This is a genomic window from Mycobacterium interjectum (assembly GCF_900078675.2).
GTDB lineage: Bacteria > Actinomycetota > Actinomycetes > Mycobacteriales > Mycobacteriaceae > Mycobacterium > Mycobacterium interjectum.
In genome coordinates this window covers 1,320,595-1,347,006 of the sequence record NZ_LT546237.1, presented here as the reverse complement: position 1 = coordinate 1,347,006, position 26,412 = coordinate 1,320,595, and the positions used below count along the sequence as shown (strand labels likewise).

Here is a 26,412-nt window from a genome sequence, read left to right as displayed (position 1 = left end):
TGGATCCCCGGTTGCTAACCGCGTGCAGGCGGCTCCTCTACCTGCAGAAATGCATCGATAGCCTCGCGGCTGCGGTTCGGTGGCGCGCGGCGCCCGGGCCAGTTCCGAGGAAGGTTCGACGGCACGAAGCCGTCGGGACAGTTAAAAATCCTGTCGCGGAAAAACCGTAATCGGTGCCGTAAGGGGCGCAGGCCACCGGCCGCGAGAAGCCATCGAAGCGACGAGACACCCCGGTGTTTAGCAAACCTTTCGTTGCGAGAGGGTAGGCCCCGGTTTTATCGAGGCCGGCCTTACGCCACAAACGACCGTGGGCGCAGGCATTCCTGCCTGCGCCCACGGCGCCGAATTTTCCAACGACCGGCTACCCGCCGAGGGGCGGCCGGGCCATCACGGTGGGACGGAACCCGTAGCGGGGTCCGGCACCGCTGCCCCCGCCGGCGCCCGCACCGGCCAGCGGCATGCCGCCGAGCAGGTTTCCGGGTCCGCTGGCGGCCTCCGGCGCAGCGCTGATGCTGCTGACCGGTATGGCCGAGGCATGGGGCGTGACGGCCTGGACCGACCCTGCCCAGGTGGCGGGCACCGACAGCTTGCCGATCGACGTCGCGCTGCCCAAATGCGCCGCCGCACCGCCGACGCCGCCGCCCAGCAGGCCGCCCAGACCGGGCAGGCCCTTCGGCACGGCCGCCGCCGCCGCCGCGGGCCCGGTAATGGCCCCGAGGGTCTTGGCCATCTGGATACCGAAGTTGCCCATACCGACGCTGAAGTACGGCAGACCCTCGGTGTTGTAGAAGAAGCTCGAGAAGTTGTTGTAGCCGCTCAGGAACGTCCCGACGTTGGACGGGAGCACGGTCTGGCCGCTGATGAGGAACCAGAGTTCGCTCAACGGGTTGTTGCTCGAGAACGAGTTCACCGCCGAGACCGTCGAGCTGGGCGTGGCCAGGGCGCCCAACGAGCTCTGAATCTGGGTGAGGTAACTCTGCAGGGTCTGCTGGATCGAGGCGGCCGGCGCAGCGGACTGGGTGACGGCCGCGGCGGCAGGGTTGGCCACCGCCGGCGCGTTTTGGTAGGGCGTCACCTTGGCCGCCGCCGCGGACTGACCGGCGTAGCTGTACATCGCCGCGGAGTTCTGCGCCCAGAACTCCTGGTACTGGGCCTCCAGCTGCGAGATGATCCCGTTGTTTTGCCCCAGGATGTTGGTCGCCATGGCCTGCGACAACTCCGTGCGGTTGAGCGCGATGAGCGGCGGGGGCACCACCGAGGCGAGCACGGTCTCGTAGGCCGCCGCGGCGTTCTGGGCCTGGGCGGCGGCTTCCTCGGCCTGACCGGCGGTGGTCGTCATCCACTGCACGTAGGGCTGCGCCGCCGAAGCCATCGACGCCGAGGCGGGTCCCATCCACTCCTCGCTCGACAGCTGGGTGATGATCTGGTCGTAGCCCATGGCCGCCGAGGTTAATTCAGCGGCAATCCCATTCCACGCCGCGGCCGCCGCCATCATCGAGCCCGAGCCCGGGCCCGCGTAGATCATCGCGGAGCTGACCTCCGGTGGCAACATACCCAAGTCACTCATCACTGCCTCCTAGCCGGCCGCGGCCGCGTTGGCCGCCTCGGTCGCCGCGTACGACCCCGAGCTGATGCCCAGGGTGCTGACGAACTGCTCGTGAATCGCCGCCGCCTGCGCGCTGACGGCCTGGTACATCTGGGCGTGGGCGGCGAACTGGGCCGCGGTGAGCGCCGACACCTCGTCGGCCGCCGCCGGCACCACCCCCGTCGTCGGGGCCGCCGCCGCGGCGTTCTGGGCGCTCAACGCCGAGCCGATGCCCTGCAGGCTGCCCGCGGCCGTCGCCAGGGCTTCTGGCTGGGTAGTCACAAAAGACATGTGGTTTTCCTCCTCAACTTTCAGGCTCGATGACCATCAAGGAAAGATTTGCTGCTGAAGGTTCCCTTCAGACATGGCTTGCTAGCGAGACTAATTGGATCCCTCCGGGTCGCGCCTCCTTAGCGCCAACTGTTCATTGGTGGACAACTGCTGTTCATTTCGCGGCGACCCCGGGCGGGCTTGCCGGCTGGTAGCTCACGCTCGGCGCTCCTCGTCATCCGGCCGACGGCGGGCGGGTCAGCACGCTATATCGGAACCCGTATTTGTTGGTGTAGCCATAGCCCGCGGTGCGCCGACCCGTGCCCGTCATCGGGATCCCCCGCAGGATGGCGTTTCCTGGCACGGCGCCGGCGTTGGCCGGGGCCTCGTCGCTGACGGCGCTGACCAGGGTTGCCTCCGCGGTCGGGTTGGCCCAGTTGGCCGGGACCGACAACATCCCGACCTTGCCGGCCTGGCCCGCGCTGGCCAACACCGCGCCGCCACCCTGGCCGCTGACCGAGCTCGCCCCGATCGCGCCCAGGTGCAGGCCGCCGAACTGCGGCGTCGGGAACCAGGCACCACCCGCACCGGCCGTCGCACCACCGGGACCAAAGGTGAGCTGCTGGCCCATCGACCACCCGAAGTTGCCAATGCCGACACCGAAGTAGGCCTGCAGGGTCTGACGGGCCGCGTTGAACAGCGGAGGAGTGATCCCGAACCAGTTGTTGCTCGGGCTGGGCAGCCCATAGGTGAGCAGATCTTTCAGCTGGCTCTGCAGCATCGATAACGGCCACTGGGTGAACTGATAAGCGGACAGTTGCTGCAGTGCCAGTTGCTGCAAGGTCTGCGGAATCGATGCGGCCTGGACCGCCTGCGCCGCGGTCTGCGCGGAGTTACCGGCGGGCTGCACCGTGGCCTGGGCGACGGCGGCGCCCTGCTCGGCCGGCGCGTCCGGCGTGCTGGTGTTGGGCGGCGCCTGGTAGGGGGTCAACACCGTGGCGGCCGCCGACGAGGCGGCGTAGCCGTACATGGCGGCGGCGTCCTGGGCCCACATCTCCATGTACTGCGCCTCGGTGGCCATGATCGCCGGCGTGTTCTGCCCGAAGAAGTTGGTTGCGACCAGCGTCGCCAACAACACCCGGTTGGCCACGATCACCGGCGGGGGCACCGTCATCGCGAACGCGGCCTCGAAGGCGCCCGCGGCGGCCCGCGCCTGGCTGGCGCTCTCCTCGGCCAGCCCCGCCGCCGAGCCGAGCCAGCTCACGTAGGGCACGACCGCCGACACCATCGCCGCCGACGAGGGCCCCACCCAGGGCGCGCTGGTCAGTTCCGTGATCACCGAGTTGTAGCCACTGGCCGCCGTGCTCAGTTCTGCGGCGAGCGCGTCCCAGGCCGTCGCGGCAACCATGATCGACTCGGCTCCCGGACCCGCATACATCCGACCGGAATTGATTTCGGGCGGTAACGCTCCGAAGTCGAACACCCCGTGTCCTCCTCAGTCGGCCGCGATCGCGGTGGCGATCGCGGCGGTCAGGTAAAGATCGTGGTGAGCGCGGTCACGACTTTGTGGACCAGCAAACCCAGCCGACGGGGTAGTCGGAATACTGAGGCGGACCCGTCCGTTGTGCCCGGATGGGCGCTCCGCCAACAGAACTCCCGGAAATCTGGTCGGTAACAACATGAGCAATCTGCCTCGACTATCCCGGTGTCAGCAACCGAGCGACAGCTCGCTGGTGCTTGAACTGCCGCTCGCGAACGACATTAGCTGCTCATTTCGGGCGCACCGACCGACGATGCCAACTGTTCATTCCAGGCCAACCAATGTTCATTCCCGGCAAGCCTCGGTTCACGAAAAACAACCGAACGTTCACTTGGCGTTCGTTTCGCGGCTTGCCGCGTTGCGCTGCTAGTCCTCCTCGAGGATCAGCGCCATTTCCGGGCAGGAGGCCACGCCGTCGCGGGTCAACTCTTCGTCCTCGGGCCGCACCTCGTGCTCTTCGAGGGTCGAATAGCCCGAAGCGTCGATGGGGAACAGCTCGGGATCGACGGCGTAACACTGGGCGTGGCCCACGCATTTGGACTTTTCGAGACGAACCTTCACCAGGTTTCCTTCTTCGACGGTAGTGGATTGGGTCGGTCGATAAAGTCTAAGAGATGGTCGCCGACGGCGGCCGTGCCAATTGGTGCCCTTGTTCTCCACATGCAATATTGGTGTGCCATCGGGATCCGGGCGGGCCTGCTGCATCGGGGACTGAGACGGCAAAGCCCGAAAAGCACCAGGACAAGCGGAGATCGAGCGCATGAGCACTTTTGGCGAAGGCCAGCCAGGTAGCTTCTACCTTCCGCGGCTCGAGTACACCAAGTTGCCGTTGGCGGACGATCGGGGCGTCGGGTGGAAGGCGCTGCGGGACGCCGGGCCGGTGGTGTTCATGAACGGCCACTACTACCTGACCCGCCGCGAGGACGTGCTCGCCGCGCTGCGCAATCCCAAGGTCTTTTCGTCGCGCCTGGCACTGCAGCCCCCCGGCAGCCCGTTACCGGTGATACCGCTGGCGTTCGACCCGCCGGAGCACACCCGCTACCGCAAGATCCTGCAGCCGTACTTCAGCCCGCAGGGATTGAGCAAGTCGCGGCCCGTGCTGCAGCGCCACGCGGCGGAAATGATCGCCGAGCTGGCCGGGCGCGGCAAGTGCGATGGCATGGCGGATTTCGCGAGGCTGTATCCCTTCCAGGTTTTCCTCGATCTCTACGGTCTCCCAGTCGAGGACCGCGACCGCGTCATCGATTGGAAGGACGCGATCATCGCCGACAAGCCCTACATGACGCAGGACGACTTAGCCAAGGCACACGAGCTGTTGGCATATCTCACCGACGCGATTGCCCAGCGCCGGGAAAACCCGGGCTCGGACATGTTGTCCCAAGTGATGACGGGCGAGGGCGACTTCACCGATCTCGAGCTGCTGGGCATGAGCCACCTGCTGATCCTGGCCGGTTTGGACACGGTGACCGCGGCGATCGGATTCTCGTTGTTCGAACTCGCGCGCAGGCCGCCGCTCCGAGAAGAGCTGCGCGACAATCCCAGGCAGATCAGGGTGTTCATCGAAGAGATCGTGCGGCTGGAGCCATCGGCGCCGGTGGCGCCGCGGGTCACGACGGAGATCGTCACCGTGGGCGGCATGACGCTGCCCGCGGGCACGCCGGTGCGGCTGTGCATGGCGGCGGTGAACCGCGATGGCAGCGACGCGATGTCCACCGACGACCTGTTCCTGGACGGCAAGGTGCACCGGCACTGGGGATTTGGCGGTGGACCGCACCGCTGCCTGGGTTCGCACCTGGCGCGGATCGAGCTGACCATCGTCGTCGCGGAATGGCTCAGGCAGATCCCCGATTTCGAGGTGCCGGCCGATTACAAACCGGAAATCAAATTCCCCTCAAAGACGTTCGCGCTCAAGGAATTACCGCTGCACTGGAGTTGATCCCCGGTCGATCGGGGTCAACCCCAGCGCAGCGGTATCGCCGTCCTAGTGGCGGAACTCGGTGGCCGCCACCTGCACGAAGATGCCGGTGTCCTCGGCCATCAGCAGGCCTCGGCCACGGGGCAGCGGGCCGCCCTTCATCTTGCCGCGGATGAAGCCCTCGTCGGGGTCGGCGTCCATCACCAGCAGTGGCGCGTTCGCCTGGTGCAGCGCCCGCAGCATCGGGTCGCTGCCCGCCGAGGACCACCCACCGAACGTGCGGGTCACGAGCACGTGCAAGCCGACGTCGGCGGCCCTGGTCACCCAGGCGGCGGCCTTATGCAGCGGCGAGTCGAAGCCCGCCGGGAGCTGCTGGATGTCGTCGACGATCAAGAAGATCTCCGGGCCGCTCCACCAGGAGTGCGACAACAGCTCCTGCGCCGACAGGCCGGGCGGTGGTTCGCGGCTGGCCAACAGCGCCGACATCTCGTTCATCATCTCCTGCACGCCGTCGAGGTTGTAGGCGAATTTCTCGACGTATTCGGAGCCCAGCACGGTCAGCAGCTGACGCCGCGGGTCGACCAGCCACACCTGGGCCGACGGCCGCCCCGCCGGTGGTGTCGGTGCGCTGCTGGATCCCGGCGCATACAGCCGGCCGATCTCGGACATGATGGTGGCCAGCGTCGTGGTGCGCCCGCACTCGCGCCGGCCCGTGACCATCAGGTGCGCGTTCTCGGCGAAGTTGAGGTACACCGGCGCCAGATCCAATTCCGAGATAGCCCAGGCGATTCCGCCGGCGCCCACCCCTTGGCGGGTGTCGCGGGCGGCCAGCTCGCGCACCTGCTCCACGCCGAACCGCGCGGGCAGCCGGCGCACCGGCGGTGCCTGGCCGCTCGCGAGCCTGCTGACCGCCTCGATGATGCTGTCGGAGTGAAACACGTTGTCGGGTGTGTTGGCCAGCGCGGGCCGGGCGATCAACGTGTGCAGGCCGGCCTGCGGGTCGGCGTCGAGGCGGACGTAGTTGACCGCGACCATGCCGCGCCCCGGCTTGACGGGAACCTCCTTGGCGAACCGGGAGCGGACCAGCTTGGCGTCCTCCACCGCGGCCAGCCGCAACTCGATCCGGGAGCCGAAACCGCTGCGTACCGGCGGCCGCAGCTCCGATTCGCGATCGGCGGTGACGACGACGTGCACCCCGAACGAGGGGCCCTGGTTGATGATCAGGTTCACCTGTTCGATCAGCACCTCGTTCTCCTCGGCCAACGCCCGGTAGTTGTCGATCACCAGGTAGACGTCGCCGAACCCGTCGTTGGGCACCGGGCCGGCCTCGCCGCCGAACTTGCGGCGCCGGAACACGTCCATCGAGGCGATGCCGTATTCGAGGAAGGTGCGCTTGCGCTCGCGCACCAGCGCCAGCAGTTCGGCCACGGTACGGCGCACGCCGTAGGGGTCCGTCGGGCCGGCCACCTCACCGACATGCGGCAGGCGCCCGACCGTGGTCAACGCGGTGCCGCTGTAGGCCAGGCAGTAGAACTGGACCTGCTCCGGCGTGTGCGTCAGCGCGGCCGAGCAGATCAGCGTCTGCAGCGCCGTGGTCTTGCCCGAACCGCCGGCGCCCAGGATCAGGACGTTGGCGCCGGGCCCCGAGGTGTCGACCGTCCACGGCGGCTGGTCGTGTTTGAACGGGCGGTCGATGATCCCGATCGGGAACACCAGGTTCTGTGCGGTGCCGTAGTCCTGCTGCCACGGGTGGCCGATGAACCGATTGACCAGCTCGTCGATCGCCACGGGAGTGGTCAGCGGCGGCTGCCACAGCCGGTACGGCTCGAAGTCGATCCTGCGCAGCTGATCGATGATCACCGTGCCGACCTTCGGCACCCTGATCCCTTCCTCGTCCTCCTCGCTCTCGGCGACCTCGAGCGCCTCGCCGTTCGAGTGGACCGCTACCGGCTCCAGCTCCGGTCCCCCGACGCTCACCTCGAGCGGGGTGAACGAATTGGTGAACAGCTGCGGGCGCACGTAATCGATGCTGTGCACCAACGTCGGGGTTTCCTCGCCGTCGATGGTGATCCCCCGGGAGATGTAGTCCCGCCACAAGAACTCGGCCTGGAACCGGACGATGTCCTCGAGGCTGCGACGGAAATACCCCAGACCGGCCTGGGCCGGCAGGTTCACCGCGTTCGGCACGCCGGCCGCCTGGGCCGCGCCCGCGGTACGAGCCTTCAGCACCAACCGGTAACCCATGTTCTCCATGAGCTTTTCGGCCCGGCTTTCGATCGTCTGCGACGCCATCATCAGGTGGATCCAGTAGGCGCGTCCCTGACGCCCGATCGAGTCCAGCACGTCGACCGCGGTGGGCATGATGCGGAACCATTCGTAGAACTCGTCGATGACGACCACCAGCATCGGCAGCGCCGGCATGTCCTGACCGCGCGCCCGCATCCGGGAGCGCACGGAGTTGTACTCCTTGGCGTCGTCGACACCGGCGCTGTCGCAGATCGCCTTCCGGCGGGCGATTTCACCCCACAGCGCGTCGAGGAAGCGCTCCATGAGCGCCTGGTCTTCCTCCAGGTCGGTGATGATGCGCGACACGTGCGGCACGCCCGCGAACGGCTTGACCGCCGAACCACCCTTGAGGTCGGCCAGCACGAACTGCAGCTCCTCCGGCGGGTGCCCCAGCATCAGCGATTCGATCACGGTCCGCACCAGGGTCGACTTACCCGAACCGGTCGTTCCCGACATGACCCCGTGCGGGCCGTCGCCGCCCTCGTCCAGCGACTTCATGTCCAAGAACAGCAGCTCGCCGTTGTCGGAGCGGTTGCCGAACGGCGCCCGCAGCCGCGACCGGCCCATCGAGTCGGTGCGGCTGCCCCACAACGCGTCGAAGTCGATGTCGGCCGGATCGTCAATCCCGTAGTACGCCATGATGTCCCGGGCGCCGATGTGGGCCACCCGCTGACCGATCTCTTCGTACGCCTCGGCCAGCCGCCACCGCGCCAGCTTCTGCGCGAACTCCTCCGACTCCGCGATGCTGAGGTGGTCGGTCAGGGCGAAGAACCAGGTGTTTTCGTCGATGACCATCCAGGTGTCGCGGTCGCGGGGCAGCGCCTCGATCACACCCCGCTCGTCGAACTTCAGGGTCCGTTCGGGGACGGCCGACCACATCGATCCGCCGGTCAGGTCGAAGAACGTCACGCCGTCGATACCCTCGGCGCTGATCACGAACTCCCACTGCGGGTCCGAGACATCGGCGATGATCACCGTGTGCGGGGTGGGGGTCTGCGCCGACGAACTGGCATGCCTGGGCGTGAAAGACCCACGGCCGGCGAACAATTCGGCCTGCTCCGCGGCGAACTCCCGCACCGAGCTGTAGACCATGCGCGCGTTGCCGGCCGCGTCCTGACGGCGCGGGTCGCCGAAGTGGGGCAGCCACTTCACCCAGTCCCACTGCTCCACCTCGGAGCTGACCACGATCATCTGCACGTGGTCCGGCCCGTGCGAGAACGCCAGCTGGCAGACGATCGCCCGCATCAGGCCCAGCACCTGCTCGCGGTCGCCGATGAGCGAGTACCAGGGCTCCACCAGCAGGGAGATCATCTTGGGCAGGTTGTAGACGACGCTTTGGTAGCGGCCGAATTCCTGCAACGCCTTGCCCGTCACGGGCTCCAGCTCGATGTCGGTGGGCATGTTCTGCGGCTCGCCCCAGGTCACCTCGGGCCGGGTCATGCCCACGCCGACGCGCACCACACCGAAGTTGAGGTCCTTACCGTCGGGCTTGCGCTCCCACATCCGCGACGACCCGACGGCCGCGGCCAGGGTGTCGGGCGCCGGGTGGAACCAGCGGTAGTTGGCGTCCATGCTGTCGGCCGACTCGTGGGCCGTCTCGCGCAGCATGTCGAGCATCAGCATGAACTGGGCGCGCATCGCGTCCAGCTTCGGCCGGCTCATCTGCTGCTGGCCGCCGCCGCCGCGGAACATCATCATCATCATCCCGCCGACCATGAAGATCGGGAAGATCGCGCCGACGCCGCCGAACACATGGGAACCGCTGGCGAAGGTCATGGCGACCATGCCGCCCAGCAGGCCGATCACCACGACCCCGACCACCACGATCCACCAGGGCTTGCCCTCGGGTGGCGGGATGCTCAGCGGGGTCGGTAGGACGATGTTCTCCGGCTTGATGACCGGAGCCTTCTCCGGCGTTGGCCGAGCAAATCCGCGCTTCATCGAGGTACCACCAAATCTCCAGGGGACATGTCCATCGGCAGGGTGTCGTGCTCCACCAAGGCGTCTGCTCTCGACAGGGTCGGGCCTTGCGGCAGCAGTCGCAGCGCCACCCACGGCGCCAGGCTCGGCGTGGTCTTCAAGCCCAACGCCTCGCGGGCCTCGCGGGTGTCGTCGACCCCGAACCGGGCGCCCGCGTCCGTCAGCCACCACAGCGATTCCGTCGTCTTGGCGCCGGGGTCGTTGCCGGTGACGGCCACGAAGTTCGCGTGATCGGAAGCGAAGTACACCTGGTCGGCCTCGCGGCCGGTGGTGTCGGCCTTCACCAAGGACACGATCTTGCTCATCTCCTTGGTCGGGATGGGCAGGGTCGACCCGGACACGACCTGGATGCGGGCCCGGTTCTCCCCCGAGGTCTTCTGCCACCACCAGCAGGTCGCCGGGTTCTCCCGCATATCCATCACGTTCAAGGGGTTGTCCGGATACGACGACAGGTCCAGCTTGTTGACCACCGGCATCTTCGCCAACGCCGACGGTTCCACCGTGACCGGCTTGGTGTTACCACCCGGGCCGCCGGCGTTCTGCAGGATCTGAGCCACCAACGGTGGCAGTGTCTGCACGCCGTCGGTCAACACCAGCGAATACTGTTGCGGCCCACTGATTTGCGGTGTGACGATCACCGTCCCCACCGGACCGGGCGCACCGGCGAACGTCGCCGGGGAACCCGCGTTCGGTATCTCGGGCACCGTCAGCTCGGGCCCCACCGGCAACGCGTCGTAGAGCGCGCGGCTCATCGGCTTCGCCATACTGACCTGCTCGGGCGTCAAACCCAACGGCAGCAGCACCGACCGGTTCGTCGGGTCGATCTTCGACCGCCGCCCCTGCCGAACCACCCACGCCTCGTCGCCGTACCGCAGCACCACGGCATCCGACCCGTTGAGCACCTGGCGGTGGCCGCTGAGATCCGGGGCGCCGTCGATCACCGTCACCGTCACCCCGGACGGCGCACCCGTCCCGGTCGAACCGGACACCGTGTCGCACACCAGCCACGACGATGCCGACGGAGTCTTGGGCGCGAAGTTCGACGGTGCGCCCGGAATGCCCACCAGCGGCCCGCGGGGCAGGTTGGCGATCTGGCTCGACCGCACCAGGTGCGGGTTGTCCGGGCGCCCGGTGATCAGCCGCGCCGACGCGAGGTTCAGCGCCGGATAGAGCTTGTCGCCCACGCGCACGTACAGCGCGCCGGAGTCACGGTCGGCGATGATCGGCGACTCGTTGATCTGACCCGACGGGCTGAGGAAGGACCACAGCAGCGCGCCCAGGCAGATCACCAGCGACGCGGACACCGAGGCCACCACGGCCAGCGTCTGGCGCCGGCCCGGCTCGATCTCCATGCGGACCCGCCAGCGGGTCAGCGCCATAGCGGTTCGGCGGGCCAGGAATTGATAGCCCGTCACCTGGGTGCGGGTCGACAACCCGAGGCCGTACCCCGACCCCCGCTGCCCGCGACTCTCTTCCGCCACGTTATTTCACCATCCGGTCTGCTAGAACGCCTGGATATTGTCCGTCGAAAATGTCCACCGCGCGAATTACATCGACAACCGTAAGGGACCCGCACCTACCTCGCCACGCGTTGGCGTGCGCTTCACCTTCTATTTACATCGCACTGGGCCGGCGCACGCTGCCTCTTTTCCAGCGCCTGACCCGTTGGCGGTGCCGGCTGCGGAGCCGCCAACATTGCTTTTCCCCACTCATCCCCCGGGTTGGATTTTTCGCGTCTTCACTGGGCATGTTAACCGCGGACGCCCGACTAGTCCTGCTGAACGGCAACCTTAGAGCGATGGCCCCGCCCGAGCCGGCTCCCGGCATCCTCGAGCAAGATGGGCGGCATGCCTGAGCTCGCGCCCTCGCTGGTCGAACTCGCCCGTCGGTTCGGCATCGCGACCGAATACGAGGACTGGACCGGACGGCCGGTGCTGGTCCCAGCGGAAACGTTGGTGGCGGTGCTCGCCGCGCTGGGTGTCGAGGCCGGCACCGAGCAGGAGCGCAACGCCGCGCTGACGGCGCACCGGCGGGCGTATTGGCAGCGTCGAATGCCGGCGACCATCGTCGGGCGCACCGGCGAGCAGATCCGGTTCTGGGCGCACGTCACCCACGGTGACCCCGCCGAGGTGTGGCTGCAGCTCGAGGACGGCACGGTCCGCGGCGGGGTGCAGCAGGTGGACAACTTCACGCCGCCGTTCGAGCTGGACGGACGCTGGATCGGCGAGGCCAGCTTCGTCTTGCCCGCGCACCTGCCACTGGGCTATCACCGCGTGCACCTGCGGTCCGGCGACTCGGAGACGAGCACCGCGCTGATCGTGACCCCGGACTGGCTGGGTCTGCCGGAACAGCTCGGGGCCCGGCGCGCGTGGGGGCTGGCGGCCCAGCTCTACAGCGTGCGGTCCCGCCAGTCCTGGGGCGTCGGCGACCTCACCGACCTCACCGACCTCGCGGTGTGGTCGGCGTCCCGCCACGGCGCCGACTACGTGCTGATCAATCCGCTGCATGCGGCCGGGTTCGGTCCGAGCGGGCGCATGGAACCGTCGCCGTACCTGCCCACCTCCCGCCGCTTCGTCAACCCGATCTACCTCCGCGTCGAGGCAATCCCGGAATACGCCGACCTCACCAAGCGCGGTCGGGTACGTCGGCTGCGCTCGGACGTCCAGCGGCGGGCCGGCCGGCTCGACGCCATCGACCGCGACGGCGCCTGGGCGGCCAAACGCGCGGCGCTCAAGCTGCTGCACGAGGTGCCGCGGTCGGCGGGCCGCGAGCTGGCCTACGCGGCGTTCCGCGACCGGGAGGGAACTCCACTCCAGGACTTCGCCGTGTATTGCGCGCTGGCCGAGGAATACGGCGGCGATTGGCACCGCTGGCCGGATTCGCTGCGGCACCCCGACGCCGCCGGGGTCGCCGGTTTTGCCGAAAGAAATTCGGACGCGGTCGATTTCCACCGATGGCTGCAGTGGCAACTCGACGAACAGCTCGCCTCGGCGCAGTCGCACGCGATCCGGGCCGGGATGGCGCTGGGCGTCATGGGAGACCTGGCCGTCGGCGTGCACCCCGACGGCGCCGACGCCTGGGCCCTGCAGGATGCGATGGCGCTGGGCGTGACCGCGGGCGCGCCGCCGGACGAGTTCAACCAACTCGGCCAGGACTGGTCCCAGCCGCCGTGGCGCCCGGACCGGCTGGACGAGCGGGAGTACCTGCCCTTTCGCGCGCTCATCCGGGCGCAGCTGCGGCACGCCGGCGGGGTCCGCATCGACCACATCATCGGGTTGTTCCGGCTGTGGTGGATCCCGCGGGGCGCACCGCCCACCCAGGGCACCTACGTGCGCTACGACCACGAAGCGATGATCGGCATCGTCGCCCTCGAGGCGCACCGGGCCGGCGCGCTGGTCGTCGGCGAGGATCTCGGCACCGTCGAACCCTGGGTGCGCGACTACCTCTTGCTGCGCGGCGTGCTGGGCACCTCGATCCTGTGGTTCGAATTGGATCGGGACGGCAACGGCGGCCCCCTGCCGGCCGAGCGCTGGCGTGAGTACTGCCTGTCCTCGGTCACCACCCACGATCTGCCGCCGACGGCCGGTTACCTGGCGGGCGAACACGTGCGGCTGCGCGAGTCCCTGGGGTTGCTCACCCGGCCCGTGGAGGCCGAGCTCGAATCCGACCGGGCCGAGCTGGCGGCGTGGATGGCGGAGCTGCGCCGGGTCGGCCTGCTGGTCGAGGGCGAGGACGACCCGGAACTCGTCGTCCTCGCGCTATACCGCTACCTGGGCCGAACGCCGTCGCGCCTGCTGGGGGTAGCGCTGACCGATGCGGTCGGCGACCGCCGCACCCAGAACCAGCCGGGCACCACCGACGAATACCCCAACTGGCGGGTTCCGCTGACCGGGCCCGACGGCCGGCCGGTGACGCTCGAGGACGTCTTCACCGATCCCCGGGCGGCGACCCTGGCCGAGGCCGTCCGCGAGGCGATCGCGCCGGACACGTAAGTGGCCTGTTAGCTTCGGATCCCATGACGGCTTCCCTGAAAGTCGGGGTGGTGGCCCCGGTCGCCGACGGTGTCACCGCGGATCCCGAGTGGATGGTGAGCTTCGCGGATCACCTGGAGCGCTGCGGGTTCGAATCGATCGTTGTCGTCGAGCACACCGTTCTGTTCACCCGCTATGACAGCGTCTATCCCTACGACAGCTCCGGACGAGTCGGCCTGACCGCCGACTGCCCCATCCCCGACCCGCTCGACCTGCTGGCCTTCCTGGCCGGCCACACCAGCCGCCTCGGGCTGGCCACCGGGGTGCTGGTGTTGCCCAACCATCACCCGGTGGTGCTGGCCAAACGGGCCGCGACCGTCGACGCGCTCTCGGGCGGGCGCCTGCGGCTGTGCGTGGGCGTGGGCTGGCTCAAGGAGGAGCTGGCCGCCTGCGGCGCGGAGTTCGACAGCCGGGGCAGGCGGGTCGACGAGCAGTTGGCGGTGCTGCGGGCGCTGTGGGCCGACCGCCCGCAAGGGGCCTCGCACCACGGCGAATTCTTCGACTTTGACGACGTCATGTGTTACCCGAAACCCGTTGCAGCCGAACGGCTTCCGATCCACATCGGGGGGCACAGCCGGGCGGCGGCCCGCCGCGCGGGGCGCTTGGGAGACGGCTTCCAACCGCTGGGCGTGGCGGGACCGCAACTTGCGTCGCTGATCGCGCTGATGCGTGACGAGGCATCCGCGGCGGGCCGCGATCCCGCGGCCCTGGAGGTGTCGCTGGGCCACGCGGTCACCAAGATCGACGCCGAACGCGCGGGCGGCCTCGTCGATCAGGGCGCCGACCGGATCGTGTTGTCGATGCCGCCGACCGCCGATATCGGGGAGGCCAAGGACATGCTGTCGGCGTGCGCGCAACGGCTGTGCCTGGCCTCATGACCCTGTCAGTCGACGACCAGGTGGCACTCAGCGATGTGGTGCACCGCTACGCCAGCAACGTCGACGACGGTCAATTCGACTCCGTCGTAGCGCTTTTCACCGAGGAGGCCGAGCTGGTGCTGCCCGAGCCGCCGGCCGAGCTGGAGCCCGTCCACTGCCACCGGGGCCGGGAGGCCATCGCCGTCGCGGTGGCCGCCGTCGCCGCCGTCACCCGCACCGAGCACGCCATCATCGGCGAGGTCTACGACGACGGCCCGCGCCCCGGCGCCGCGCGCGGTCGCGTCGCGTGCGTCGCGCACCACTGGAGCCGGCGCGGGGACGAAGTGGTCGACGTGGTGTGGCACCTGCGCTACGACGACGACTATCGACGGACGGACGCGGGCTGGCGGATCGCCCGCCGGGCCCTGACCATCAACGCCATTGAGACCCGTACGGCCCGGAAATTGCTGCCGCGAGACCGGGCTTAGCCGACGTCCAGAGGGTTATGCCCAAACTCACAGCCACCACCCAGGAAGCGAGTTTGCGGCGAAAAATGATTAGTTGATTGGTAGTTGCGGCTACCGCTATGCGTGCCGATGCCGATTTTGCCCGCCGGCAACTGTGGCCGGTGACCGCGCAGCGCAACCAGGGTCGCCGGGGTGCCCCTCTTTCCGATCGAGTCCAATTTATCCAAGCCGACTCGTGTATTTTCGGCCGCGTGACGAACACCGAACATCGGGACCTGCGCGTTGACTCCGCCGGGACCGCCGGGGGGCGGGCAGCACCGGACGGCTCTGTATCGACACAGGCGGTGGGCACGCCGCTGGCGGAAACCCCGGACTACCGCAACGAGATACACACCGCCGAGGACACCATCGACGTGGAGTCCTACGGTGGCGGCTTCGACCTCACCAGGCGGGCCACGGCCCCGAAACTGCGCGTCGGGCGCGACAAGTGGTTCAACCTGCTGTGGCTGATTCCGATCGGCTTTGCCCTGCTGGTCGTGGGAGTCGCGATCGGCAAAGGCCTGCACAACATGCCGGCGGTGCAGTCGTTCGTCCAGCGCTACCCGGGGACCGACACCCATACCGGTGTCAGCCCGGGCCTGCCCGCCTGGATCGGGTGGACCCACTTCTTCAACCTCTTCATGATGATGTTCATCATCCGGACGGGGATCCAGATCCTCTGTGACCATCCCCGGCTTTACTTCAGCCGCAACGCCACACCGGGCAAGGACGAATGGCTGCGCGTCGGGCCGCCGGTGCCCGACGACGAGTTGTGGACCGCCAACGCCGACACCGTCGCGCTGCCACCGCAGCTCGGCCTGCCGGGGTTCCGGCACTCCATCGGGCTGGCCCGCTGGTGGCACCTGGGCATCGACGTGCTGTGGCTCGTCAACGGGTTGGTCTTCTACGTGCTGTTGTTCGTCACCGGCCAGTGGCGCCACATCGTGCCCACCAGCTGGGACGTCTTCGGAAACGCCGCGTCGGTCGCGGTGCAGTACCTGTCGCTGGACTGGCCGAAGGACAACGGCTGGGTCGCCTACAACGGCCTGCAGCTGCTCGCCTACTTCGCCACGGTCTTCATCGCCGCGCCGGCCGCGTTGATCACCGGCCTGGGGATGTCGCCGGCGCTGTCGCAGCGCGTCCATTGGCTCAGCAAGCGGCTGAGCATTCAGCACGCGCGGTCCCTGCATTTCGTTGTGCTGGTGTACTTCTTGTTCTTCATCCTGGTGCACGTGACGATGGTGTTGACCACCGGCGCGCTGCGAAACCTCAACCACATGTTCGCCTCGCGCGACGACGACAGCTGGGTGGGCTTCGGGATCTTCGCCGCCGCGATGGCGGTGACGGCCGTCGCGTGGGTGTGGGCGACCCCCTTCACCATTCGGCATCCCCGGGTGATTCAGCGGGTCGGGTACGCGCTCGTCGGCCCGTTCCAGCGCGTGCTCGAACAGCTCGATCCCAAGCCCGGCGCGTTCACCGAGAAAGACATCTCACCGCACCATTGGCGCAACGGCCGCCTGCCGGAGACGGTCGAATACAAGGAGTTGGAGGCCAACGACTTTCGCGATTGGCGGCTGAGGGTCTACGGCCTGGTCGAGCACCCGATGGAATTCTCGCTCGACGACCTGAAGGCGCTGCCCTACCACGAGCAGATCAGCCAGCACTTCTGCATCCAGGCCTGGTCGGGCGTGGCCAAGTGGGGCGGCGTGCAGATGAAGGCGATCATGGACATCGTCAAACCGCTGCCCGAGGCGAAATGGGCGGTGTTCTATTCGATGGGTCTCGGCGCCACCGGTGGCATCTACTACAACGCCCACCACATCGGCCAGATGGACCATCACATGACGATGCTGGCCTACAACATGAACGACCAGCCACTCCCCTACCTGCACGGCAAGCCGCTGCGGCTGCGCAACGAGCTGCAGCACGGCTTCAAGCTGGTGAAGTGGATCAAGGGGATCGAGTTCGTCGCCGACTATCGCGACATCGGCAGCGGTTACGGCGGCTACAGCGAGGACCACAAGTACTTCGGACGCCACCAGACGCTGTAGGGGCGCCGACCGGAAGTCGTTTCCTCAGAGGGTGTTTCGGGTAGCCGCAAGCAAGCGGCCGAAACGATAGCGATAATCTGAGGGGACCCATGGATCACATCACGCGCGCCCGCCGGGATGCGCAGCGCTCGCCCGGGCCCGTCATCATGGGGGCGCAGTACTGGCGTTCGTGGTCTGCGGGATCAATTTCGCCCTCGGCGAGGCGGGCGGAGGCGTTGTCGCCGCGATCGTCGGGTTGTCGGCGTTGGGGGCCGGCCTCGCCTGGCTTGGCATGGACGGCAGGCGGTTTCGCGACGCCGAACGTGGCGGCGGGATGCGCCGGCAGCGCGATTACTCCAGGGACGCGAGATTGCCGACCGACTTGCGGATGTCGGACCGCAGCACCCTGGCGACCAGGCCCCCGACCGGCCCGCTGAGCACCCCGCCCTTGAGGTCCGCGGTGAGGTGAAACTTCGATCCGGGGCGGTCGTCGGAGATGGTCACCCCGACCGAGATCCGAATGCCGCCCCGGCCGCGGCCTTGCAGCTCAATCGATTCCGGCGCGTCGTAACAGGTGACCTCCCAATGGATGACGTTGCGGAAGCCCTTGACCTTGATGCACGAGGAAACGCAGGTGCCCTTCTCGATGGTCGGGGGAACGGGCCCGCGCCAGCCGCCGAAGATGGTCAGCCACTCGTCGAAGCGGCGCAGGTCGGATGCGAGCTTCCAGGCGGTTTCCGGTTCCACCTCGGACGACATCGAAACATCTACTCGTGCCAAGTCTTCTCGCTCCTCGTGAGACGGTCGCTGTTGGGACCCGCATACCCGGCTGCGACGACGAGGTAAACGCGATCGGCGCCGTTAGGGCCAGACCTCCTGCAGCTGGTGGGCCACATCGATGACCTGCGCGGCCTGGGACTGCGGTGCGTCGATTTCCTCGGCGACGTATGCGGCGATGAAGCGGCGGATCTCGCCATCGACGCCGGCCAGGATGCGCAGCACCTCGCCGCGGAAGGACTTCGACGACACGTTGACCGTGATGTCGGATGGCCGCGGCTTGGCGACGTCGACGATCAGAAGCAGGGGCTCGGCGGCGCGCGCCGTGGCGCGCAACGCGATGTCTCCGGAGACCACAAACCGCTGCTTGTCGAGCCGCAGGTCCAGCAGCAGATCGATGGACAAGGGGATGTGGATGACGAAGGTGATGTCGTCGCCCAGGCGCCGGGTCACCTTGGGGTCCTGGATCTTGACGTTGGCGCTGACCTTGGCAATACCCCCGGGGCCCTGGGCGATCGGCTCCATGGCGAACTCATTGCCCGCGATGTCGGCGAAAGCCGCGGCGACACGCTCGGGGGTGACGGCGACCTCGAAGAACCTGCGTCCGAACTCTTCGTAGGTGACATACTCGCGATTTTGCATAGGCTTATACCGTCTCACGTCCCCTGCCGGAACGGTCGCTGATCTGCCCGCGTCGCAGCAATTTCGCGGCGGAGGCGGCCGCGGTCAGGGCTGAGCGGATCCGATGGGTATCACGAGGACGTGATCCGCATCCACCCTGTCCTCTGTGAAGAGCACCACAGGCGTGGCGCTTCGATTCGGTGTGTCGGGCGGCGGCCTGGGAGGCTTGACCTACTGGGAGGTGTTTGGAGCTGATGTGCGCCCAAAAAATTGCTGAGCCCGTGCCTGAGCCCCGCTCGTTCGCNCGCCGGCCGTCGCGCAGGCGGCGGCGGCCGTGCAGCAGGCCAAGGATGCACGCAGCGCGCTCGACCGGGCCGTCGAGCGGGCTCGCGAGCACCAGGATCAGGCCCTGGTCGTGGCGCGTTGCGAATACCATCCCACCCCGGCCTGCCCGCAGACCCGGATCACCGGCGTTCCGGGGTCCGGGCCCGAAACGCGAACGGCAAACGAGCTTCTCGCCGACGCGCAGCATGAGCTGGACAACGCGCTGGCGACCCGCGATCGTCAAGCGCCCGAATTGGACGCCAGGGTCTCCCGCGAGGAGCTGGCCCTGACTCACGCGCGGCAGGACGCGGTCGCGGACGCCGGCCGGGGCCTGGGCGCACGCTGGGTGGCGATGAACGACATGACGCTGGCCAGCCCGGGGGCATTGGCGCTGCGCGTGGTGACGATCGCTTTCTTCGCGCTGCTGTGCGTGCTGCCGCTGATCCTGCGGCGGTGGCGTGGCGAGACGACCCACGACCGTCACGCGACGGCCCGGGCGGAGCAGGAACGCGCCGAGCTCGAGGCGGACACGGCGATCGCGCTCAAGCGCGCGCAGGTCCGCCGCGAGGCCGAGATCATGTGGGCCGAGCACCAACTCACACAGGCCCGGCTCGCCATCGAGGCCCAGACCGAGATTGATCGCGAAAACCAGCGCCGGCGGGTGATGGAGGCCCTCGACGCCCCGGTGCGCACGTCGTCGCAGCGTGCGTTCGAGCCGGCGGACGACGATATCTACCTGCCGATCGCCGCGGAAGCCGAGGCGGCCAGCCGGGCGATCGCCCCCGTGCCGCCTGCCGAGACCGTCCCCGAGAACTTGCCGGCGCATGTCGAACCGAGCGGCGAGGTCGAACCGCGGCATGAGGAGCGCGCGACGCCCCTGATTCCGTCCATTCCTGACGCCACCAAGGCCGCGGCTCGCTGGATTCGCCCACTGGTGCCGCCGTTCGTCGCGCGGGTCATCGACAACACGACTTCGCCCCTGCGCACCGCGCGTCAGGTGTTCGAGGAGGTCGAGGAGATCCGGTTTTCGCTCAGGCGCACCCACAAGGTGACGTNCGGCCCGCGCGAATTGCGGGCGCCCGACGGCCCGCGCCAGCTGCCGCCCGGGCAGTGATCGGCGCCGCGCAGCACCTCCGAGCGGCGTTGCCGGACAGGGCAATTCGAATCACTCGGATTTCATTGGGTGGTCAGCTCCCGTTCAAGTTCTGTTTGGCCGCAAAGGATGCACCCTTACCGTCACTTTGGAACAATCAGCGAACTATGAGACTCGTGCTGTTGATGGCAAGCGCCGCCGTGGTCATCGGTACGGCCGCCCCGGCCTACGCCGACCCCACCCCGAAAGACCAAGCCTTCCTGACCGCGCTTTCCCAAGCCGGGCTGACCTACCTGAACGCCGACCGCGCGATCACGGCCGGCAAACAGGTGTGCAGCCTGGCCGACGGCGGGATGACGGGCGAGGAGATCGTCAAGAACCTGCAGGACCGCAACCCGGGCTTCCAGGGCCCGGGTGCCGCGAAGTTTGCGGCGCTCGCGGCCTCCGCGTACTGCCCGGAAAAGCTGACGCAAGCCGAGGACCCGGGCGCGGCGCCGAAGCCCAGCGGCGCATAGCCGACAGATCCGTCGCGCACTGAACGGCCGCGGGCGTGCGGGGCCGCGGCGGCTGATCCGCGCGAAGGTATGATCCTCCCGACAAGATCGGGGGACAGATCGCGTGGATGTCGTGAGGCGGCGGCAATGGCAGGGCAGGGTCTTGCGGTGAGCACCGGAAGGGCCCGGCCATGAAGATCACCCTGTTCCTCGCGGACGCGGCGCAGGCGGACGCCCAGTCGGGAAAGGTCCACGCCCTCGGGCTCGGCTGGCGGCAGTGCCAAACGCCCACGCCCCCTTTCGCTTTGGTGCTGTTCCTGGACATCGACTGGGACGAGACCAACAAGCCGCACAAGCTGACCTGCCAGCTGTTGACCACCGACGGCGACCCGGTGGTGGTGATGGGGACGCAGGGACCCCAGCGGATCTCTTTCGAGGCGTCCGCGGAGGCCGGCCGCCCGCCGGGGGCGATCCACGGCACCTCGGTTCGCATGCCGCTCACGCTCAACATCCCCGCCGGGATACCGCTGGAACCCGGTATCTACGAGTGGCGGGTGGAGGTCGATGGCTTCGAGCAGGCGACCACCGTTGAGGCGTTTGTTGTCATCGGTGCCGCGCACCCGCCGGCGACACCCGCATAGCCACGAGGGTGCGGTTACCGACGCGGCGACCCGAGAAATGCCTCGCCAGTTGCACTTTCGCGTGACCGGCGGCGGGGGCCTAACCCTGATAGGCGACTACTCGTCGCCCAAGGCCGCGTAGAGCGCGGGCAAGAAACCCGCCAGGTGGTTCATCTCCTGGGCGCAGTGCACCAGCAGATTGCGGCCGCTGGCCACCGGGTCGCCAAGTATCCGCGACGCGATGGGGCGCACCGCCTTGGACGCGACGCCGGGCGCCTTGCGCACGGCGATGTGCGGCCCGCCCATCCAGAACCGTGACCGCATCTCGGCGCCCTCCGGCGTCGACCGGATGTGGTGAATGAACCATCCGACATCCACCGGCGCGTCGCTGGAGCCCAGTCGGGCGCAGATCGCCACCGCGTCGGCGCTGTCGGGTGGGCAACCCATCTCGGTCGGCTCGACGAATTGGATTGCACCGTTGAGCATCGTGGAGCCGATGTACTCGCTGATGATCGACCAGCGGCCGATGTAGCGCCGGGCGCCCTGACGACCGGCGTCGTCACCGTCTTTCCATGCGGCGGACAGATGCGCGCGCGGATGCCACAGCTTGTAGCGGCGGGTGTCGCAGCCGTGCCAGCCGAACCACCATGACCACATCGCCGGGGTGACTCCGGGCATGTCGGTGCGCACCGATACCTGGTAGCTGCCGTCCTCGAGAACGCCGTAGCCGTTCTCGGTCTGCTGGTAGCCCTGCTCGGCGACGCCGGCGGCGTCGGCGAACGCCGAGAGCGCCATCGCCCCTTGCGGGCCATGCTGTAGCGCCTCGACGACATGCGTTGGAAGCGGGGCCATCTCGGGCTTGAAGAACTTGCCAAACGGCGTATTAGCGTCGTCGTTGCGGTAGCCGAGGTAAAGATCGCCGGTCATCAGAGTCGTCCCATCCAGGCGTTGAACAGGCCGTCGGGGTCATAGGTGGCGCGCGCCTTGTCGAGCCGCGCCATCGCCTCGTCGCTGGCGAACTTCGCCGGGCGCTGGCCGAGGTTCTCGTCGGCAAGCTGAATCCCGGTGGCCAGGTGCGACATCGCGGCCATGTTGGATCCCGACCAGTCGCCGAACCTGGCGTCGTCGGCGGGGTCCTTCCAGGACCCGTAGAGGGCCAGGTAAATCTCGTCTTCGATGCTGTAGGCCATGTCTTGGCGGGCCGGCGACGGCCCCCAGTTCAGCCAGAGGAAGTGCGACGGAGCCGGCGGCATCGTGTCGAGGATCGTATGGATGCCGGGCAGCAGCTCCTCGGCCGACGCCGAGGTCCACATGTTGTCCGCCGTATAGCGGTAATCGTTCAGGTAGTGGGTCATCACCGCCGTGAACCAGGTGGGCAAATCGCTGGGCATGTAGGGGACTTTCAGCACGGCTCGATCGACGACGGGACAGGTGTCGAAGATCGCGAGGGCCTGTTGGGCTTCCGCTTCGGAGTCGGCGAAGGCCGGCGACGCGAACGCGATGCCGGGGCCGTCGATGCCCATCTCCGAGAGGCTGCGGGTCGCGATGGCCTGCATCTCGACGCGACGGTCCACTTCGGCGCTGATGCCGCGGGCCCAGGTGTAGACCTCGTCGGCGACGTCCCACGGGTAGACGTACACGCTGGTGCCACAGGCGGCCGGGCGCGGGTACAGCTTCAGGTAAAACGACGTGACGACCCCGAAAAAGCCCGGACCGGCCCCGCGGGCCGCGAAGTAGAGGTCGGGGTGATTCTCCGCGTCGCAGTGGATCTGTTCGCCGTCGGCGGTGATGACGTCGAGCCCGACGACGCTCTCACACGCCGGGCCGTAGATCCGGCTGTTCCAGCCGTAACCGCCCTGCAGCAGGTAACCGCCGAGGCAGACGCCCTTGCAGTGGCCGCCCGGGAAGAACAGGTTCTGCGCCTCCAGGTCGGCCATGAGCAGGCTCCCCCCCTTGCCCGGCCCGACGACCGCGGTCATTTTCTCGGCGTCGATCGTCGCGTGATCGAGGCGGCTGAGGTCCAGTAGCACCGCGCCGTCGCGAAGATGGCTGGCCGCGAAGCTGTGTCCCCCCGAGACGACGTTGACCTGGTGGCCGTTGGCCTTGGCGTAGCGCAGGCCGGCGACGATGTCCGCGGCGTCGACGGCCTGCACGATCAGCTCGGGATACCGGTCGGGCACTTTTTGGTGCCACACGGTGCCTCGGCGGGCGGCCTCGTACCCGTCATCGCCACGGAAAAAATGTCGCCCGGCCGGTAGCGCGCCCATTGCAGCTCCCTTCGATCCACATTGCGGTTCTTGATAGACCGCATTGCGGAACACTATAGTGTCATCGTGCCTTCCACGGAAGAAAATTTGCCTGCTGGTCGCGACGAAGGCATCCAGGTGTTACGTCGCGCCGCCGCCGCGCTGGACGAGATCGGCGCCGAGCCGGGACGCCTCCGCCTCGTCGACCTCGGCGAGCGGCTCGGGCTGGCCAAGTCGACGGCTCGCCGCCTGCTGGTGGGCTTGGTTGAGGTCGGGTTGGCCCAGGTCGACGCGCAGGGCCGCTTTTCCCTAGGAGAGCGCTTGCTGGGGTACGGCAGGGCCGACGGGGCGCAGATCGCCACGATCTTCCGCCCGACGATCGAGCGAGTGGCGCGTGCGACCGACGACGAGACCGTCGACCTGTCGGTACTGCGGGGGCAGCGGATGTGGTTCGTCGACCAGATCGAATCGTCGCACCGCCTTCGGGCGGTCTCGGCCGTCGGCGTGCGCTTCCCGCTCGAGTCGACCGCCAACGGAAAGGCCGCCCTCGCCGCGCTCGATATGGCCGAGGCGGAGGCCGCCCTCGCTCGATTCGGCCCCGAAGTCGCCGACCCGCTGCGCGCCGAGGTCGCCGAGATCAGGCGCACCGGGATCGCCTTCGACCGCGACGAACACACCCGTGGGATCTCGGCCGCCGCGATCGCGCGGCGCGCGGTGGGCGACAACGTGGTCGCGATCTCGGTTCCGGCTCCCACCGAGCGCTTTCGCGAGAAGGAGGGGCGCATCATCGACGCGTTGCGCGCGGCGGCCGACTCGCCGGCCTGGACGCGTTGAAGTAGCGGCTCGGTGGTTGCTGGCGACGGCCGCGGTACCCCCCAGGACCCCGGCCGCGCCAAGTCCTAACCTTTCCTCAGCAGCTCACCGCGGCCGACCTGGCGAACAGCGAACCCCACTCCCGGCGAGCCGCCGACTGCGCGTCGACGAAGCTGGGCGTCTTCTCCCCTTCGCCGGCCAGGTGGACAAGCGCCCAGGCCATGGCGAACACCGGAACCTTGTGACGTAGTGCCGCGCTGTGCAATTCATCCAAAGCCGCTTGCGAGGGGCAGCGGCGAAGGCCGATGAGGATGCCTCGCGCGGTGTCGAGAATGCGGCCGGAATTCGGGCCATACGAAGTCTGGGCGGGGACCCAGTTCGCGATCATGCTGTCGATACCTCCTGTTGCGCCCGAACGAGATGCGCTACGCGCGCGTTCGGTACGCATCGTCGCGCCGGTGATTCTCGAAAGGCGCCCTGTGCAATGATTTGCGGATCGAACGAGTTTGTGCCAGACCGCCGCCCGTATCGATATGCGCTTGTGACCGTTTCGGGATCGAGCGAATCAGCCTGCAAGCGCTAGTACTTCGCCGAAGCCGGCGACCAGGGCTTCATAGAAGATGTCATAGTCGGGTATGGCGGCGGTATCGACGTCGATGCCCAGGGCGCATGTGTCGACGTAGGTGAGCAGTGTGACGTTGACCGCCGACCCGATCGTGGGGCCGAACGCGTACTGCGCGCGCACCGGCGCGCCGCCCAGGAATACCGGCACCGGCACGCCGGGCACGTCGCTGGCGAGGAAATCGACGTGGCGCAGCACGGAACCGATGTACCAGCGCGGCATCAAGTTCAAAGCGCCGGCAATCAGTTGGGTGTACGGCAGGGAGCGCTCGGAGCGCACCGCGGCGGCGCGCTCGTGGATGGCCTGAATTCGTGCCGTCGGCTCGGTCTCACCCGCGGGAACGTCGAACCGCATCAGCGTGATCCGGTTGCCGCCCATCTCATCGGACTCGGTCCGCAGGCTGATGGGCATCGTGAGGTGTAGGTCGCCAACTTCGACGCCGTGCTTTTCGTGGTAGCGGCGCAGGCCGCCGGCGACCCCGGCGACGAACGCATCGTTGAGGGCCCCGCCGGAGCGGTGCGCCGCCTCGCGCAGTTGCTGCAGCGGCACCTGGTGCACCATCAGGCGACGGATCAGGCCGCGTTCGGTCAGCAGCGGAGAACCGGTGCGACTTATCGGCCGAACGGTCCGATAGAACGAGGCCGCGGTCGCCGCCGCCGAGCGGGCCGTCGCGAGGGGCCGGCGCACGCCGCCGTAGAGCAGTCGCGGAGCCGCTTTGACCGCTCTGCCGACGGTGGTCGCCAGCAGCCCGGCGTCGTAGCGCCAGGTATCCCGATAGCCACCTAGCCACGAAGGCGTCGATACCTCCGGCTCGGGCGGCAGCGGTTCGCGCCGGCACGACTCCTCGGAGAGGTTGAACAGATGCATCGCGATCTGCACGCCGCCGATCCCGTCGGTGAGGGCATGATGGAACTTGCAAATCACTGCCGCGCCACCGTCTTCCAGGCCGTCGATGAGGCTCGTCTCCCACAGCGGCCGGGCCCTGTCGAAGTCCTGCATCTCGGCCAGCCGGGACAGCTCGAGGATGTCATCGAGCGTGCCGGCCCCCGGGGTGGCGGCCCGCCGGACGTGGTAGTCGAGGTCGAAGTCCGGGGCGTACTCCCAGTGCGGCGGGGCCGGCTGCGGTGACGGCACCACCCGTTGCCGAAACATCGGAAGTTTGCGGCTGATCAGGTCGAAGCGCTGGCGCACTTCGTCCCAGTCGGGCGAGCGCTCCAGCAACACCACGCTGACCACGGTTGATCTCAGCCGTGGATCGCTTTCCATCGCCCAGGTGAAGGCGTCGCTGTTGCGCAGGAATCCGGTCATCGCATGCTCCGGGCACCAACCTACGACGCGGGGCGGCAAAGGTCAGCAGATCCTTGGCAGCCAATGACTTTGGTCCTTCGACGTCGGGTCCTTCGTCAGCGGCGCCGCGGCTAGGACGGCTTGGCGGCCTCGGCGTCGGCGAATTCGCAGAAGGCCGTGTAGGCGCGCGCGCCGTAAATGGTCGCCGGGCCGCCGTGCATGAGGAAGGTGACGCCGATGGCCTCGGCGGCTTCCTCCCGGGTGGCGCCGGCGCGCGCGGCGCCCTGCGCGTGCGAGGCGATGCAGCCGTCGCAGCCCTCGACGACCCCGATCGCCAGCGCCATGAGCTCCTTGACCTTGCGGCTCAGCGCACCATCGGTCAGGGCGGCGCCGCTGAGGGCCGCGAATCCTTGGTAAACCTCGGGGATTTGCTTGCGAAGCGCGCGGTGCTGCGGCAGCAGGTCCTGCAGTACTTCGTGATGATGCTGGTGATCCGACATTGCCCGGCCCCCCTC

The 26,412-nt window shown here is 68.1% G+C and carries 21 protein-coding genes and 1 pseudogene; 9 read left to right on the top strand and 13 right to left on the bottom strand.

Features of this window, described 5'->3' with window-relative positions; all coding sequences use genetic code 11:
- Nucleotides 1-361: 361 nt before the first annotated feature.
- The 4 genes from BN4348_RS40675 to BN4348_RS40660 all read right to left on the bottom strand — a co-directional run bounded on the left by BN4348_RS40675 (nt 362) and on the right by BN4348_RS40660 (nt 3,956).
- On the bottom strand, nt 362-1,570 hold the full coding sequence (locus tag BN4348_RS40675) for a PPE family protein (protein ID WP_066912436.1): 1,209 nt from the start codon (nt 1,568-1,570) through the stop codon (nt 362-364).
- 6 nt (nt 1,571-1,576) lie between these two features.
- The gene (locus BN4348_RS40670) at nt 1,577-1,876 is read right to left on the bottom strand and encodes a PE family protein (RefSeq protein ID WP_066912433.1); all 300 of its coding nucleotides are present in this window, start codon (nt 1,874-1,876) and stop codon (nt 1,577-1,579) included.
- 214 nt (nt 1,877-2,090) lie between these two features.
- Entirely contained in the window at nt 2,091-3,338 is a 1,248-nt protein-coding gene (locus BN4348_RS40665; protein WP_066912430.1) for a PPE family protein, read from the bottom strand.
- Between the two features lie 423 nt (nt 3,339-3,761).
- Nucleotides 3,762-3,956: a ferredoxin gene (locus tag BN4348_RS40660; protein WP_066912427.1), complete on the bottom strand. Its 195-nt coding sequence runs from the start codon at nt 3,954-3,956 to the stop codon at nt 3,762-3,764.
- A gap of 199 nt (nt 3,957-4,155) precedes the next feature.
- Here BN4348_RS40660 and BN4348_RS40655 point away from each other — a divergent pair, with 199 nt between their 5' ends.
- The gene (locus BN4348_RS40655) at nt 4,156-5,331 is read left to right on the top strand and encodes a cytochrome P450 (RefSeq protein ID WP_066912423.1); all 1,176 of its coding nucleotides are present in this window, start codon (nt 4,156-4,158) and stop codon (nt 5,329-5,331) included.
- A gap of 45 nt (nt 5,332-5,376) precedes the next feature.
- Here BN4348_RS40655 and eccCa read toward each other — a convergent pair whose 3' ends face one another.
- Together eccCa and eccB are read right to left on the bottom strand one after the other, a co-directional pair.
- Entirely contained in the window at nt 5,377-9,537 is a 4,161-nt protein-coding gene (eccCa, locus tag BN4348_RS40650) for a type VII secretion protein EccCa (protein ID WP_066912420.1), read from the bottom strand.
- Entirely contained in the window at nt 9,534-11,057 is a 1,524-nt protein-coding gene (eccB, locus tag BN4348_RS40645) for a type VII secretion protein EccB (protein WP_066912417.1), read from the bottom strand. Before eccB ends, eccCa begins: the two co-directional genes overlap by 4 nt.
- Before the next feature lie 366 nt (nt 11,058-11,423).
- On the opposite strand from eccB, the gene malQ reads away from it, so the two are divergent.
- The 4 genes from malQ to BN4348_RS40625 all read left to right on the top strand — a co-directional run bounded on the left by malQ (nt 11,424) and on the right by BN4348_RS40625 (nt 17,021).
- Nucleotides 11,424-13,568 carry a 4-alpha-glucanotransferase gene (gene malQ, locus BN4348_RS40640; protein ID WP_066912639.1) on the top strand — a complete coding sequence of 715 codons (2,145 nt, stop codon included), beginning with the start codon at nt 11,424-11,426 and terminating at the stop codon, nt 13,566-13,568.
- Between the two features lie 35 nt (nt 13,569-13,603).
- Nucleotides 13,604-14,485, top strand: a complete 882-nt coding sequence (locus BN4348_RS40635) for an LLM class F420-dependent oxidoreductase (RefSeq protein WP_066912637.1) — start codon at nt 13,604-13,606, stop codon at nt 14,483-14,485.
- A complete protein-coding gene (locus BN4348_RS40630; RefSeq protein ID WP_066912414.1) occupies nt 14,482-14,952 on the top strand; it encodes a nuclear transport factor 2 family protein in 471 nt (156 codons plus the stop codon). The genes BN4348_RS40635 and BN4348_RS40630 overlap by 4 nt, the downstream gene beginning before the upstream one ends.
- 323 nt (nt 14,953-15,275) lie before the next feature.
- On the top strand, nt 15,276-17,021 hold the full coding sequence (locus tag BN4348_RS40625) for a molybdopterin-dependent oxidoreductase (RefSeq protein ID WP_066912412.1): 1,746 nt from the start codon (nt 15,276-15,278) through the stop codon (nt 17,019-17,021).
- A 330-nt stretch (nt 17,022-17,351) separates the two neighbouring features.
- Here BN4348_RS40625 and BN4348_RS40620 read toward each other — a convergent pair whose 3' ends face one another.
- Nucleotides 17,352-17,780 carry a type II toxin-antitoxin system Rv0910 family toxin gene (locus BN4348_RS40620; protein ID WP_211145710.1) on the bottom strand — a complete coding sequence of 143 codons (429 nt, stop codon included), beginning with the start codon at nt 17,778-17,780 and terminating at the stop codon, nt 17,352-17,354.
- Between the two features lie 81 nt (nt 17,781-17,861).
- Nucleotides 17,862-18,419, bottom strand: coding sequence for a hypothetical protein (locus tag BN4348_RS40615; protein ID WP_066912407.1), 558 nt, complete (start codon nt 18,417-18,419; stop codon nt 17,862-17,864).
- Nucleotides 18,420-18,705: 286 nt separating this feature from the next.
- Here BN4348_RS40615 and BN4348_RS40610 point away from each other — a divergent pair.
- From BN4348_RS40610 to BN4348_RS40600, 3 genes and pseudogenes are all read left to right on the top strand, one after another.
- Nucleotides 18,706-19,776, top strand: a pseudogene (locus BN4348_RS40610) (DUF4407 domain-containing protein); the annotation flags it as partial.
- A gap of 206 nt (nt 19,777-19,982) precedes the next feature.
- On the top strand, nt 19,983-20,330 hold the full coding sequence (locus BN4348_RS40605; RefSeq protein ID WP_066912404.1) for a DUF732 domain-containing protein: 348 nt from the start codon (nt 19,983-19,985) through the stop codon (nt 20,328-20,330).
- Between the two features lie 170 nt (nt 20,331-20,500).
- The gene (locus BN4348_RS40600) at nt 20,501-20,950 is read left to right on the top strand and encodes a DUF6941 family protein (protein ID WP_066912401.1); all 450 of its coding nucleotides are present in this window, start codon (nt 20,501-20,503) and stop codon (nt 20,948-20,950) included.
- Between the two features lie 96 nt (nt 20,951-21,046).
- On the opposite strand, the gene BN4348_RS40595 is transcribed toward BN4348_RS40600, so the two are convergent.
- Complete coding sequence (locus tag BN4348_RS40595) at nt 21,047-21,856, bottom strand: DAPG hydrolase family protein (protein ID WP_066912398.1); 810 nt, start codon at nt 21,854-21,856, stop codon at nt 21,047-21,049.
- On the bottom strand, nt 21,856-23,196 hold the full coding sequence (locus BN4348_RS40590) for an FAD-binding oxidoreductase (protein ID WP_066912395.1): 1,341 nt from the start codon (nt 23,194-23,196) through the stop codon (nt 21,856-21,858). Before BN4348_RS40590 ends, BN4348_RS40595 begins: the two co-directional genes overlap by 1 nt.
- 66 nt (nt 23,197-23,262) lie before the next feature.
- On the opposite strand from BN4348_RS40590, the gene BN4348_RS40585 reads away from it, so the two are divergent.
- Complete coding sequence (locus BN4348_RS40585; protein ID WP_066912635.1) at nt 23,263-24,009, top strand: IclR family transcriptional regulator; 747 nt, start codon at nt 23,263-23,265, stop codon at nt 24,007-24,009.
- A 76-nt stretch (nt 24,010-24,085) separates the two neighbouring features.
- On the opposite strand, the gene BN4348_RS40580 is transcribed toward BN4348_RS40585, so the two are convergent.
- The 3 genes from BN4348_RS40580 to BN4348_RS40570 all read right to left on the bottom strand — a co-directional run bounded on the left by BN4348_RS40580 (nt 24,086) and on the right by BN4348_RS40570 (nt 26,397).
- A complete protein-coding gene (locus BN4348_RS40580) occupies nt 24,086-24,376 on the bottom strand; it encodes an ANTAR domain-containing protein (RefSeq protein ID WP_066912393.1) in 291 nt (96 codons plus the stop codon).
- A gap of 177 nt (nt 24,377-24,553) precedes the next feature.
- The gene (locus BN4348_RS40575; protein WP_066912390.1) at nt 24,554-25,918 is read right to left on the bottom strand and encodes a wax ester/triacylglycerol synthase domain-containing protein; all 1,365 of its coding nucleotides are present in this window, start codon (nt 25,916-25,918) and stop codon (nt 24,554-24,556) included.
- Between the two features lie 110 nt (nt 25,919-26,028).
- Nucleotides 26,029-26,397, bottom strand: coding sequence for a carboxymuconolactone decarboxylase family protein (locus tag BN4348_RS40570; protein WP_066912387.1), 369 nt, complete (start codon nt 26,395-26,397; stop codon nt 26,029-26,031).
- Between the last annotated feature and the right edge of the window lie 15 nt (nt 26,398-26,412).

Excerpts from the sequence above, each read along its gene's own strand:
- BN4348_RS40630 (WP_066912414.1), top strand. The coding sequence starts at position 14,482 with ATGACCCTGTCAGTCGACGACCAGGTGGCACTCAGCGATGTGGTGCAC.
- eccCa (WP_066912420.1), bottom strand. The coding sequence starts at position 9,537 with ATGAAGCGCGGATTTGCTCGGCCAACGCCGGAGAAGGCTCCGGTCATC.
- BN4348_RS40590 (WP_066912395.1), bottom strand. The coding sequence starts at position 23,196 with ATGGGCGCGCTACCGGCCGGGCGACATTTTTTCCGTGGCGATGACGGG.
- BN4348_RS40605 (WP_066912404.1), top strand. The coding sequence starts at position 19,983 with ATGAGACTCGTGCTGTTGATGGCAAGCGCCGCCGTGGTCATCGGTACG.
- BN4348_RS40595 (WP_066912398.1), bottom strand. The coding sequence starts at position 21,856 with ATGACCGGCGATCTTTACCTCGGCTACCGCAACGACGACGCTAATACG.
- BN4348_RS40655 (WP_066912423.1), top strand. The coding sequence starts at position 4,156 with ATGAGCACTTTTGGCGAAGGCCAGCCAGGTAGCTTCTACCTTCCGCGG.
- BN4348_RS40600 (WP_066912401.1), top strand. The coding sequence starts at position 20,501 with ATGAAGATCACCCTGTTCCTCGCGGACGCGGCGCAGGCGGACGCCCAG.
- BN4348_RS40615 (WP_066912407.1), bottom strand. The coding sequence starts at position 18,419 with ATGCAAAATCGCGAGTATGTCACCTACGAAGAGTTCGGACGCAGGTTC.
- BN4348_RS40575 (WP_066912390.1), bottom strand. The coding sequence starts at position 25,918 with ATGACCGGATTCCTGCGCAACAGCGACGCCTTCACCTGGGCGATGGAA.
- BN4348_RS40570 (WP_066912387.1), bottom strand. The coding sequence starts at position 26,397 with ATGTCGGATCACCAGCATCATCACGAAGTACTGCAGGACCTGCTGCCG.
- BN4348_RS40670 (WP_066912433.1), bottom strand. The coding sequence starts at position 1,876 with ATGTCTTTTGTGACTACCCAGCCAGAAGCCCTGGCGACGGCCGCGGGC.
- malQ (WP_066912639.1), top strand. The coding sequence starts at position 11,424 with ATGCCTGAGCTCGCGCCCTCGCTGGTCGAACTCGCCCGTCGGTTCGGC.
- BN4348_RS40580 (WP_066912393.1), bottom strand. The coding sequence starts at position 24,376 with ATGATCGCGAACTGGGTCCCCGCCCAGACTTCGTATGGCCCGAATTCC.